A 12655-nucleotide genomic window follows, 5' to 3' on the forward strand; every position below is an offset into this window, starting at 1 on the left:
GCTAGAAACGTTAAAGGTGTCTTTATAATTTCTCCACTCTTAATGCTTTACTGCTGAAGTTCCTTTTGTTTCTCAAAGCGGTTCTGCTCGGCAGTTACGGGGAAACGTCCTTGATAATATAGCCATATGACGAGAATCAGGCTAGCCAGTGCCACTTGGGAGAGTAACATGAACCCAATGGAATATTGGCCAGTAGCCGCATGAATCGTCGATAACAAGATCGGAGGGAAAAAGCCACCCAGGCCACCCATCATGGATACAATTCCGTTCACTATGCCTGCCTGTTTATTAAAATAAAATGGAACTAGCTTGAAAATGACACCGTTCCCGATTCCCGCACTCACAGCGATAGCCAAGCACCCTACGGTATACAGGGTGATGTCTGGGGAAAAAGCCAAAAGAATCGCAGCGACCGTATATACAGCAAACGTACCTACCAGCAGGAACAAGGGCTGAAAACGATCCGCCAGCCAGCCACCGATCGGGCGGAAGAATGTAGCAATCGCGATAAAGCCTGCTGTACGCATCCCTGCATCCACTTTATCCAGTTCGAAATTCGATACGAGAAAATTCGGTAGATACACCGTAAACGCTACAAATGAGCCAAACGTAATAAAATAAAAGAGCGAGAAAAACCAAAGCTTTTCATTTTTGTAAACCCCTTTGATTTGCTCCATAATGGGCGTCTTGACTTTAGCTTCATGACGGTCCCCAAAGAAGAAATTCAAAACGATAAAAACAAGCAATAGGATAAGGTACAGTTTGACTGTAAGTGCCCATCCTACCTGTGTCGCTACAATCGGAGCGGAGAAAGTCGTTACCGCTGTCCCCAGGTTGCCCACACCATACATCCCGTTGACAAAGCCATGTCTTTCTTTCGGATAATACTTGGGCAGTGAAGTCACTCCAACCGAGAACACCGCTCCCCCGATTCCAAGGAACAAGCCACCGATAATTAAATCCGTCATCGTCGAAGCTTCACTGATATAGTAGACCGGAAACAAAAGCAAAACAAAGCTAACGAGGAAAACGATTCTTGCCCCGAAGATATTGGCATAATAACCAAGCGGAATGCGCAGAATCGATCCAAGCACGACCGGAATCGCCGTAACCATGGCCAGTTTTCCGGGTGGAATCGCAATATCCTCCGTAATGAACGGCATGAGGGAAGAAATGATGACCCACACCATGAATCCAAGAATCAGGTTCAATGTTTGTAGCGGCAACTGCATTTTTCTAATCATTTAACTCACCTTTTCAACTTTATTCTGTCGAATGTTTGATTTGTATTTTTCTGTTCCCATTGTAGCCGCTAGCCGTTCCTTTCGAATATAGGGGACTCCCCTTTCCCGGTCAGGGGAGTCCCTGAAAATAAAAAAGCCGCTTCTCGTAAGAAGCTGCTTGATTCATTGTAGATATATTATTGGATTAAAAATAATCTTCTTCATAAACTAGAAATCCAGCATTTTTTTCTTTAAAGCATATTGGACCAGCTCAGGCCGGCTTTTTAAATTCAATTTCTCCATGATTTTAGCTTTGTTCGCTTCCACGGTTTTGACAGAGATGAACAGCTTTTCGGCAACTTCCTTATTACCGTACCCCTTCGCGACCAGAGGGAGAATCTCCAGCTCGCGCTTGGACAGAATCTCATACGGATCTTCGGTTTGTGATGTTGTGTCTTTCTTAATGAACTCACGCACGAGAGAAGTGGCCATTTTAGGATGGATATAAGTCCCGCCCCCATGAATGGTTCGTATGGCAAGCAATAGCTCCTCATCTGGTGCATTTTTCAAAACGTACCCTGAAGCACCATTCTTCAAAATATGAAATAGATATTCTTCGTCGTCATGCATGGTCAAAATCAGAATTTTAGTATCAGGATGGTCCTCTTTAATCTTGCCTGTGGCGATCAATCCACTTTCGCCTGGAGGCATGCTGAGGTCCATAATTAGAATATCCGGCTGATGTTTGGCTACCATAGTATACGCTTCAATCCCGTCCGCAGCCGTTCCGACAACCTCCATATCCGATTGGAAGTTGAGAATCATGGAAAATCCGCTTCGTACAATGGCATGATCATCCGCTAATACAATTTTGATCAAGTTTCTATTCCTCCTCGTGTCCAATCGGAATTTGTAAAAAGACTTTGGTTCCTTGGCCAACATTCGAAAGGACGCCAAAACTTCCACCTACCAGTTCTGCTCGCTCCTGCATACCATACAAGCCTAGTCCTGTCCCAATAGGCTTGCCCCCCTTATCAAAGCCAATCCCATTATCCTCTACAGTCAAACGAAGCGCGTGTTCGTGCTCCGACAAAGTAACTTTAACGGTATCCACCTGGGCATACTTCAACGCATTGAGCACAGCCTCCTGACAGACGCGATAAATGACTGTTTCTTTTTCGCTTCCATACCGCTTCTGGGGAAGATCAGATACGAACTCAACCACTAGACCAAAACTTTGCTCGACCCGCTTAAAGTGGGAACGGAATGCCGCCTCAAGTCCAAAATCATCAAGGGTAGCAGGACGAAGATCCACAGACAGGTTGCGGATATCATCCAGCAAGCGTGTCATGGATGCTTCTGTTTGTTTCATGTTTTTAATGAGCTGCTCATCATTCGTCATGTATTTTAATACCCGTAGTTCAACAACCGCGCTCATCAATTCCTGGGCGACGCTGTCGTGCAGCTCTCTGGAAAGCCGTTTACGCTCGTTTTCCTGTGCTTCAATAACATGTTTCATCATTTTGTTCTGATACAATTTCTCCTGCGTCTGAAATTGCGGGGTCAAATCTCTCAGCATCAGCACCCGGATTCCATTTGTAGAATCAATCGTATGAAAAGAAGCTGCATAGGGAACCATTCCGTTGCTTTTCGTCTCCAGATAAACCTGAAAAGAAGCAAAATTGTTGGATTCAGGCACATTGAAATAACAGTCAAGGCAGGTACGGGGCTCTGTGTCGCTTGTATAGCCTCTGCATGTTCCACATAAGGCCCTGTCCTGTCCTTCATAGAGTTGAATGAGAACGTCATCGTCTACAATCTCCTCAGCCGCCGGGTTCATGGCTAGGGTTTTCCCTTCCCTATCAAAAAAGAAGATAGCTTCTGTACTGTTCTCAAACATCTTCACCATTAGCGCACTCAAAGAGTCTGTCCCTATAGACAATGTCAATTCAGATCACTTCCTTCCCGTTCAACTCTCCAATTCCCCTATGTGCCAAGGTTTCCAAATCACGCATCATAGCTTCGGTCATCAGCTGTTCTTCTCGAAATCCACCCAGCAGTACACCCGCGACGCGAGCATCATTCCACAGGGGTACAGCGCCGAGACTCTTGAGCTTCTCGGATTGAACGATTGGATAGTTAAACAGGTTGTCTGCCCCAACAAATTGATGAACAGATGGAATAAAGATAGATTTCCCGGTTTTAAACACGACTCCTGCTATACCCTTTCCAGATTGCAGTACAATCCGCTTAAATCGATCATTCAAATTGCCAGCGGCGTTTTTCCATTTAATGACGTATTGATATTCGGCCGGTTCAACCAGAGCAAGTGCCATAAAATCATAACCGAAATGTTCGCGTATTCGCTCAAGCTCCCTTTGATAATCCATCTTATTATTCATCACTCTCTCCTAATAAAACTAGGAAAGAAGGCAGAGCCCGCTTTCCTAGTTTGATTTATGTCTTCTGTAAAGGATATAACTTCTGCGCACATAATTCAACGGAACACTCCACACATGTACAAGCCGGGTAAACGGCCAGAATGCAAAAATCGCAAAACCCATAAGTACATGAAGCTTGAAAGAAATCGGTACATCTCTCATCAGTGTAGGGTCAACACGGAATATGAACAAACCGCGGAACCAGATCGAGATTGTCTCCCGATAATCAAATTCCGGCTGAACCGCATTCGTTACGAGTGTGGCAAACATCCCCATGCACACAAGCGCCAACAGCAATACGTTTACGATCAAATCAGAAGCTGTACTTAAACGGCGCACATTACGAATTGTAAAACGTCGAGAGGTAAGTATCAACATCCCAAGGAACGTCATGGCTCCAAATATTCCACCAATATAGACCGCTCCAATGTGATATAGATGATCGTTTACCCCCAGTGCATGCATCCAGGTTTTGGGTATACCCAGACCAGACACATGACCAAATATAACAGGAATGATCCCCAAGTGGAATAAGAGACTTCCGATCATCAATTGTTTCTTTTCAATAAATTCACTTGATTTTGCCGTCCAATTGAACTGGTCCGTTCTATAGCGGAAGATATGACCTACGATAAAGATAACCACGCACATATAAGGGAAAATGACCCATAAAAACTGCTCCATCATCATAACGTGGCTGCCTCCTGTTCTACGCAAGCTTTAAGCGTTTCGCGCAGTCCCTTGACCAGATGAAAATACGGGCTTTCCATTTTTTCCAGCGCTTTAAGCAAATGATAAGTGCCATCTTCCAAAATCGCGATGGGCATGCGGAAGTTTTCTGTCGTCTTTGCATCCTGCACCCATTCGGCGGCATACAGAAATTCACACATGAGCGGCAGATAATCAGGCAGCTCTCCATCTGGCATTTCAAGACCATACATTTCATAGAGAACCTTTAACTTAACCAGCATTTGTCCTCTTTCTTTTGCATCTTCGAACTTGAAGTAAGTCATATATAGTGCGCAATTTTTTTGAAAATCGAAGGTTTCTGTATACAGTTCCTGGATCTCTTCCATACTAAACTCTTGCATCAAAGACCAGTACTTATGAGCATGCGTATACGCAGGATGATCCGGATCAAATGATGCTTCCAGAAAAGCCGGATGAAAATCCAGCTTTTCCGGGTACATGAGTTGTTGGGCGAAAAACCCGAATGAAGGCTTGAATTCATACAGTTTCGCTACATTAATCACGCCAAATACCCCCGTAGAAGTTTTCTTCATACATTTGCTTGCCTGATTTCGAAGGCTCTTCCATTCCCGTGGAGCTTGCCAGGCTACAACCGCTACAGCCAGCTCCTCCAACTCCACAACCTTCCATATTCCCTAAGGTATCACCGTAACCAGCAGCTCCTTGGGCGCGATATGGATTAGAATAACCCTCTTTATGCGATGTTGGAATAACGAAACGGTCCTCGTATTTGGCAATGGCCAGAAGCCGGTACATCTGCTCGGCCTGACGTGCTGTCATGCCGGTGCGTTCCAGACGGCTTTCATCGAAAGATTGTCCTGTGGACTGGGCACGCATATAGGAGCGCATCATAGCCATCCGCTGCAGCGATTCTTTCACCGTCTGGGTGTCGCCCGCCGTCAACATATTGGCAAGATACTGAATAGGCGTGCGCATTTCTTCGATAGCTGGAAAGATCATATCTGGATTCTCGATGGAGTCTTTCCCTTCAAAGTAATTCATGATCGGACTAAGTGGTGGTACATACCAGACCATCGGCAGCGTGCGGTATTCCGGATGAAGCGGGAATGCCAGCTTATACTCAATAGCAAGCTTGTAGACCGGTGAGTTCTGCGCAGCCTCAATCCAATCTTGCGAGATCCCATCTTTTTTTGCCTGCGCAATTACCGCTGGATCACTTGGGTCCAAGAACAAATCACACTGTGCTTTATACAGATCTTTCTCATCCTCTTTAGAAGCAGCCTCCTGCACCTTATCCGCGTCATACAATAGAACGCCAAGGTAACGAATTCGTCCGGTACACGTCTCGGAGCAGACGGTCGGCAACCCGGCTTCTACGCGCGGGAAGCAGAAGGTACATTTCTCTGCTTTGTTCGTCTGCCAGTTGAAGTACACTTTCTTATAAGGACAACCCGTCATGCAATATCTCCAGCCGCGACATGCTTCCTGATCCACAAGCACGATGCCATCCTCGTCCCGTTTGTACATGGCACCTGAAGGGCAGGATGCGACACAGCTTGGATTCAGACAGTGTTCGCAAAGCCGAGGAAGATACAGCATGAACGACTTCTCGAAATTGAATTTAATCTCTTCTTCGATTTTCTGAATATTGGGATCGAGAGGGCCTGTCACATGCGTACCTGCCAAATCATCCTCCCAGTTTGGTCCCCAATTCAGATCCATTTTTTCACCTGTTACAGCAGATTGTGCACGCGCGACCGGAGAATGCTTCTGCTCTTTGGCGTTGGTCAAATGTTCATAATTGTAGGTCCAGGGCTCATAATAATCCTTCATTTCAGGCATATCGGGATTGTAGAAAATCTTGCCGAGCGCTATTTTGGATAGCTTGTTCCCTGACTTCAGTTCAAGCTTCCCTTTGCGAAGCTGCCAGCCGCCCTTATACTGCTCCTGGTCTTCCCAGCGTTTCGGATAACCAATACCAGGCTTCGTTTCCACGTTGTTGAACCACATATATTCCGCACCTTTGCGGTTTGTCCAAGTTGTTTTGCACGTCACGCTGCACGTATGGCAGCCAATACATTTATCCAGGTTCATGACCATGGCAATTTGAGCTTTAATCTTCAAGCCAGTTAACCTCCTTCATTTTACGTACCGCTACGTACACATCGCGCTGGTTGCCGATCGGACCGTAATAGTTGAATCCGTAGCTAAGCTGAGCGTATCCACCAACCATCTGGGTCGGTTTGAGATGAATTCTTGTTGGCGCATTATGACTGCCCCCGCGTGTATCCGTGATTTCGGAGCCTGGCACTTGAATGTGCTTATCTTGTGCATGGTACATAAACATCGTTCCTCTTGGCATCCGGTGACTGACAACTGCTCGGGCGGTTACGACACCGTTACGGTTGTACACCTCCAGCCAGTCATTGTCGGCAATAGCATGAGTTGCTGCATCTTCGTTATTGATCCATACTGTAGGACCTCCGCGGAATAGCGTAAGCATATGCTGATTATCCTGGTAGGTGGAGTGAATATTCCATTTCCCGTGTGGAGTCAGATAACGAAGCACAAGTGAATCCTGACCACCCTTGATTTCCCGATCACGCGTGCCGAATACCATCGGTGGCAAAGTCGGTTTATAGATAGGCAGCGACTCCCCAAACTGCTGGAAGATTTCATGATCGATATAGAAATGCTGTCTTCCTGTCAAAGTCCGGAACGGAACGAGACGCTCAATATTCGTGGTAAATGGCGAGTAGCGACGTCCCTGTTTGTTAGAGCCACTGAATACCGGTGTCGGTATAACTTCACGCGGCTGCGCTGTAATGCTTTGGAACGTGATCTTCTCGGCGGCGCGGTCGGCTGAGATGTCCATTAGCTTCACACCGTGATCCTTTTCCGCCTCTGCGTAGGCTTTTTGGGAGACACGACCATTCGTTGCGGACGAAAGATGAAGAATCGTATCAGCCACTTGACGGGCTGTCTGGATCTTCGGCAGTCCATCTTTAATGGACTCATCGTAATAAACCCCGTTCAGCTTCTTCAATTCCTCATATTCATCCGCTACCGAGAAGCTAACGCCGTGCGCGCCCGTTTTTCCAGTAGCCAAATTTGGACCGAGCGAGACGTATTTATCATGTATTTTGGTATAATCGCGTTCTACGATGCTGAAATTAGGCATGGTTTTACCCGGCACAGCTTCGGCCTCGCCTTTCGTCCAGTCCTTTATAAGACCCATCGGTTGCGCAATTTCGCCTATGGAGTCATGCCCAAGCGGTGCAGTTACAAGGTCTTTATATATTCCCGGTAGATGCTCTTTGGCCATGTTCGAGAAGGTTTCAGACAACTGACGGTAAATATCCCAGTCCGAACGTGATTCCCAAAGCGGATTCACCGCAGGATTAAATGGATGCACGAACGGATGCATGTCTGTCGAGGACAAATCCGTCTTCTCATACCAGGTTGCCGCCGGAAGTACGACATCCGCGTACAATGGCGTTGTGGTCATCCGGAAATCAAGTGCGACCATCAAATCAAGCTTTCCTTCCACATCTTCCCGCCAGACGATTTCCTCAGGTTTCTGATCTTCGTTCGGCCGGGCAAGCAGCGCGTCGGAGGCTCCAAGCAAATGCTTCATGAAATATTCCTGTCCCTTGGCCGAGCTGGAAATGAGGTTGGACCGCCAAATAAAGAGCGAACGCGGGAAGTTCTCCGCTGCCCCTGGATCTTCAATAGCAAAACGGGTCTTACGCGATTTAATCTCTTCCACAGTGTGGTTAATGATTTCCTCGTTTGACTTCTTGCCTAATTGCGCCGCCTCTTCGGCGAATAGCAGGCTGTTTTTATTAAACTGCGGGTAAGAAGGCATCCAGCCCAACCGTGCAGCAAGTACATTGTAGTCCGCCGGATGTTGGTAACTGACCTCTCCCCCAGTCGGCGATTTCAATGTGTCGGTGCCGCTTTCTTCATACCGCCACTGTTCTGTTGCAAAATAGAAAAACGAAGTAGCATTTTGCAACCGAGCCGGTCCCTGCCAGTCTTTTGCAAAGGCAATCGTTGACCAGCCTTCAATAGGACGGCACTTCTCTTGACCTACATAATGCGCCCAGCCTCCACCGTTAACACCTTGGGAAGCCGTCAGCACGACCAGGTTCAAGATGGAGCGATAAATGGTGTCACTGTTAAACCAGTGATTGATCCCCGCCCCCATAATGATCATGGAACGTCCTTGAGTGTCGATGGCGTTCTGAGCAAATTCGCGAGCAACTTGCACTACGACCGATGCCTTGACTCCCGTGATCTTCTCCTGCCAGGCAGGAGTGTAATGAGAAGCTGCATCGTAATAATCCTTTGCATTATGAGGGCTATCATTGCGAGCGACACCATACTGACTCATCATCAAGTCATATACGGTGGCTACGAAGCGCTCTGAGCCATCAGCCAGACGTACTTTTTTCGCCGGAATGACACGTTTGAATGTTCCGTTACCTGTATTATCAAAATAAGGGAATACGATTTCTTCCCATTGCTCGTCATGACCTTCCACCGTGAGCGCAGGCTCAACCTTGGTTCCATCTTCCCGTTCCAGGATCAGGTTCCATTTCTTATCCTGCTCCCAGCGCTGTCCCATTGTACCGTTCGGGACCATCATTTCCCCTGCTACTTCATCGAAAATGACTGGTTTCCAATCTGCATGCTGTGAAGCATCCCCCAGATCACTCGCCCGCAGAAAACGCCCACCTTTCCAGGCTCCTTCGTGGGGGTCAAGCAGAATCATGAATGGCATATCTGTATATTGCTTGGCATAGTTAATGAACATGGGTTCCTGACGTTCCTGGTAGAACTCATCCAGAATGACATGTGTCATCGCCTGTGCCACAGCGGCGTCTGTACCCGGATTGGGTGCAAGCCAGTTGTCAGCGAACTTCACATTTTCCGCCAAATCCGGAGCCACGGATACGACCTTGGTTCCTTTATAGCGTACTTCCGTCATAAAGTGGGCATCCGGCGTCCGGGTAAGCGGCACATTCGAGCCCCACATGATCAGGTAGCCCGCGTTGTACCAATCTGAGGATTCAGGTACGTCCGTTTGCTCACCCCAAATTTGGGGAGAAGCAGGCGGAAGATCAGCATACCAGTCGTAAAAGCTCAACATTTCCCCACCAAGCAATGAAATGAACCGCGCTCCCGAGGCGTAGCTTATCATTGACATCGCTGGAATGGGTGTGAAGCCTGCGATCCGGTCAGGACCGTACTTACGAATGGTATAAATTAATTGCGCCGAAATCAGGTGTAGAACATCATCCCAAGCCACACGAACATGCCCGCCTTTGCCGCGAGCCGATTTGTAGAGCTTGGCTTTCTCTGGGTCTTCCACAATGCTGGCCCATGCGTCTACCGGATTGCTATGCTCCTTGAGGGCAGCTTGCCATAGTCGCAATAGCTTACCGCGCATATATGGATATTTCACACGTAACGGGCTGTATTCATACCAGGAAAATGAAGCACCACGCGGGCATCCACGCGGCTCAAATTCTGGCATGTCTGGACCGCAGGAGGGATAATCGATTTGCTGATTTTCCCAAGTGATGATGCCGTTCTTAACAAAAACCTTCCAGCTACAGGAGCCGGTACAGTTAACACCATGCGTCGTGCGAATCACTTTGTCATGAGACCAACGCTGGCGGTACACGTTTTCCCATTCTCTATTTTTTTCTTCAAGGATTGACCAATTTCCAGAATAGCTCTCGATTGGCTTGAAGAAGTTGAGACTATATTTTTTTTTCATCGGTGATCAACGCTCCTTTTCAGAATAAATCAGCCCGTTGCAAACCCGCGGAGAGGATTCATTCGCTTACTCTCATTATGTAATTCATTCCTCTCCGTTCCCATTAGGGAATGTCCTATAGCGCTATAGAAAATCCCTCGTTCTAAGGAAAGATACAAAAAAAGCCCCCCTCTACCAGAGGGAAGCTTGTATGAATAGATTAATTGTTCTTTTGGCCTGTTAACAGGAGCATTATAAAGGAAATGAATATGATAGAGCATGTCCAAGCCCAGGCCATAGGAAGATGGCCAGAATCCACTGCAATATAGATGGCTGTAGGGATCGTTTGTGTTTTACCCGGAATATTTCCGGCAATCATCAGCGTAGCACCGAATTCTCCCAGCCCACGGGCAAAACCAAGTATAAAGGCCGCTTTAAAAGAAGGGAAAATCAAAGGAAAGGTGATATATCGGAAGACCTGCCATTCATTTGCCCCCATCGAGCGCCCCGCGTTTTCCAAGTCACGATCCACTGCAGCGAATCCCATTCTCAGTGTCCGATAGACTAGGGGAAAAGCCACAACCACCGCGGCCACGACCCCAGCCCACCATGAGAATACAATAGGCTCGCCAAACCAATGCTCCACCAAACGTCCAAACCCACTTTTTCGTCCGAGTAAGATTAGCAGTAAAAATCCAACTACCGTCGGCGGGAGCACCAAAGGCAGCATAAGCACGGTTTCAACGAGTGTTTTCCCTTTAAATAATCCTAACCGCGACATGGACCATGCCGCAAACAAGCCTAATAGGATCACCAAAACGCTGGATAACAGTGCAATCTGTAACGATAATCGAATCGGAGGCCAATATTCGCTCCAATCTATAGCCTGCATGCTCACTTCGGTATGGTAAATCCATACTTAGCCATAATGTTCAGAGATTCTTGCGATTGAAGGTATTCATAGAAGCTTTCGGCTTCTTGGATGTGTTTGGAAGCTTTGATGATCCCGATAGGGTACTCAACCGTTGAATAAGTTTTAGAGTCCACCTCAAAAGCAATTTTCGCCTTTTGCGAAGTTAACGCATCTGTCTTATACACAAATCCGACATCTGCGTTACCCGTTTCTACATATTGCAGCACTTGTCTAACATCTTTTGCCTGAACAAGCTTGTCTTGTAACACATCCCAAAGCTTAACGTTCGTCAGTGCTTCCTGTGCATATTTGCCTGCAGGAACACTCTCAGGAATACCGATTGCTACCTTTTTCACTTCTTTTTGCATTAAATCCTTTACACTCGTGATGCTCGTCGTCCCGTCAGCAGGGATCACCGCTACCAACTCGTTCGTCAGCCATGTTTTTTGTTTATTGCTCTCTATTAAATGCTGATCTACGAGAGACTTCATGTTTTTCTTCGAAGCAGACAAAAACAAGTCCGATGGAGCTCCTTGCTCAATCTGCTTTTCCAGTGCACCAGAACCACCAAAGTTGAAATTCAATTGAATACCTTTATGGGATGATTCGTACAATGTCTGGATTTCTTTAAGTGCATCTGTTAAGCTCGCAGCCGCGGAAATGGTCAGTTCTAAAGTTTCAGTCTTTTTCGATGAATCCTGGCCGGAGACCTCGTTCTGGACCGCGCTGCTACCACTTGAAGCTGATTGTTGCCCCGCACCGCACCCTGCTAGTAATAACACAACACAAAAAGCAAAAAAGAGTGCCTGGCTATGTTTAATAATTTTTTTCATTTTGTTTGACTCCTTACGTCTAGCCTGTCATGAAGTGATAGGTTTCATTATGAATGGGGTTGTGCCTGTCTGGTACGTTCAACTAGTGTACAATTCTCAAGAAGAATATGATTATAAATGTCCGCTTCCAGATCCTCCAAACGCTTCAATACAAGTCGATGTGTGCCACAAGCTTCCTGTAACGGCTCAAAGCCATTGGTAATCAAACGCAGCTCCTGCAGTAAATCCACAACCGCTTGGTGCTCGTCTTGCAACTCGGATAAGTGAAAAAGAAGTGCGTCCACACGCTCAAACGTCGAGTCCTGAAAAAACGCCTGAATCAACGGAAACAGAAGACTTTCCTTGAATTGAATATGTACCGTTAACTTCTGTTTAAGCAAGGTATAAAGTTCATTCACTCGCTTCAGGTGCGAATAGCGTTCGCCATGAACCCGTGTTAGCTTGGTAATATACGGTGTGAGCGCCGCTAGTTCTTCACACAACTTTGTATGATACTCATCCTGAATATAGGCGATCAGTTCTTTGGGTTCTAGTGAGGAGGGTTGCATTTGCTTATGCTGTGCCTGATTTTCCTCCACTTCATGCACCCGCGCCAGCAGTTCACCAGCGTGCAGCCCCCGGCTGGCAGCCGCTTCACGGAGCGATATTTTTCCGCCACAGCAGAAGTCAATCCGTAGTTTACGGAACAAGTCACTTGTTTTGGGTACTTCTTTTACAATGTCCGCTACCCATGTTTCTTCCGTTAACTGGCTCATTTTCATTCCCCC

The 12655-nt window shown here is 46.9% G+C and carries 11 protein-coding genes; all 11 read right to left on the bottom strand.

All coding sequences use genetic code 11. From position 1 onward, the window contains the following. Positions 1 to 47 precede the first annotated feature (47 nt). The 11 genes from ACH59B_RS17730 to ACH59B_RS17780 all read right to left on the bottom strand — a co-directional run bounded on the left by ACH59B_RS17730 (position 48) and on the right by ACH59B_RS17780 (position 12643). On the bottom strand, positions 48 to 1244 hold the full coding sequence (locus tag ACH59B_RS17730) for a NarK/NasA family nitrate transporter (protein WP_017426864.1): 1197 nt from the start codon (positions 1242 to 1244) through the stop codon (positions 48 to 50). A gap of 207 nt (positions 1245 to 1451) precedes the next feature. Then, the gene (locus tag ACH59B_RS17735; protein WP_038978085.1) at positions 1452 to 2099 is read right to left on the bottom strand and encodes a response regulator transcription factor; all 648 of its coding nucleotides are present in this window, start codon (positions 2097 to 2099) and stop codon (positions 1452 to 1454) included. 7 nt (positions 2100 to 2106) lie between these two features. Further along, complete coding sequence (locus ACH59B_RS17740; RefSeq protein WP_017426863.1) at positions 2107 to 3171, bottom strand: sensor histidine kinase; 1065 nt, start codon at positions 3169 to 3171, stop codon at positions 2107 to 2109. A 1-nt stretch (position 3172) separates the two neighbouring features. After that, entirely contained in the window at positions 3173 to 3625 is a 453-nt protein-coding gene (locus tag ACH59B_RS17745) for a GAF domain-containing protein (protein WP_016821790.1), read from the bottom strand. Positions 3626 to 3670: 45 nt separating this feature from the next. Further along, complete coding sequence (gene narI, locus ACH59B_RS17750; RefSeq protein ID WP_013372381.1) at positions 3671 to 4354, bottom strand: respiratory nitrate reductase subunit gamma; 684 nt, start codon at positions 4352 to 4354, stop codon at positions 3671 to 3673. Next, a complete protein-coding gene (narJ, locus tag ACH59B_RS17755; RefSeq protein WP_016821791.1) occupies positions 4351 to 4917 on the bottom strand; it encodes a nitrate reductase molybdenum cofactor assembly chaperone in 567 nt (188 codons plus the stop codon). Before narJ ends, narI begins: the two co-directional genes overlap by 4 nt. Beyond that, positions 4910 to 6499: a nitrate reductase subunit beta gene (gene narH / locus ACH59B_RS17760; RefSeq protein ID WP_016821792.1), complete on the bottom strand. Its 1590-nt coding sequence runs from the start codon at positions 6497 to 6499 to the stop codon at positions 4910 to 4912. The genes narJ and narH overlap by 8 nt, the downstream gene beginning before the upstream one ends. Beyond that, positions 6489 to 10163 (bottom strand): nitrate reductase subunit alpha, encoded by a 3675-nt coding sequence (locus tag ACH59B_RS17765; protein WP_103042544.1) that lies wholly within the window; start codon positions 10161 to 10163, stop codon positions 6489 to 6491. Before ACH59B_RS17765 ends, narH begins: the two co-directional genes overlap by 11 nt. A 199-nt stretch (positions 10164 to 10362) precedes the next feature. Next, entirely contained in the window at positions 10363 to 11040 is a 678-nt protein-coding gene (gene modB, locus ACH59B_RS17770) for a molybdate ABC transporter permease subunit (protein WP_016821794.1), read from the bottom strand. Then, positions 11037 to 11888, bottom strand: a complete 852-nt coding sequence (modA, locus tag ACH59B_RS17775) for a molybdate ABC transporter substrate-binding protein (RefSeq protein ID WP_045244299.1) — start codon at positions 11886 to 11888, stop codon at positions 11037 to 11039. Before modA ends, modB begins: the two co-directional genes overlap by 4 nt. Positions 11889 to 11935: 47 nt before the next feature. After that, positions 11936 to 12643: a DUF542 domain-containing protein gene (locus tag ACH59B_RS17780; RefSeq protein WP_016821796.1), complete on the bottom strand. Its 708-nt coding sequence runs from the start codon at positions 12641 to 12643 to the stop codon at positions 11936 to 11938. Positions 12644 to 12655 lie beyond the last annotated feature (12 nt).

The sequence above is a fragment of the Paenibacillus sp. DP01 genome (assembly GCF_044784315.1).
Classification (GTDB): domain Bacteria; phylum Bacillota; class Bacilli; order Paenibacillales; family Paenibacillaceae; genus Paenibacillus; species Paenibacillus polymyxa.

Excerpts from the sequence above, each read along its gene's own strand:
- ACH59B_RS17730 (WP_017426864.1), bottom strand. The coding sequence starts at position 1,244 with ATGATTAGAAAAATGCAGTTGCCGCTACAAACATTGAACCTGATTCTT.
- ACH59B_RS17745 (WP_016821790.1), bottom strand. The coding sequence starts at position 3,625 with ATGAATAATAAGATGGATTATCAAAGGGAGCTTGAGCGAATACGCGAA.
- narI (WP_013372381.1), bottom strand. The coding sequence starts at position 4,354 with ATGATGATGGAGCAGTTTTTATGGGTCATTTTCCCTTATATGTGCGTG.
- ACH59B_RS17765 (WP_103042544.1), bottom strand. The coding sequence starts at position 10,163 with ATGAAAAAAAAATATAGTCTCAACTTCTTCAAGCCAATCGAGAGCTAT.
- modA (WP_045244299.1), bottom strand. The coding sequence starts at position 11,888 with ATGAAAAAAATTATTAAACATAGCCAGGCACTCTTTTTTGCTTTTTGT.
- ACH59B_RS17780 (WP_016821796.1), bottom strand. The coding sequence starts at position 12,643 with ATGAGCCAGTTAACGGAAGAAACATGGGTAGCGGACATTGTAAAAGAA.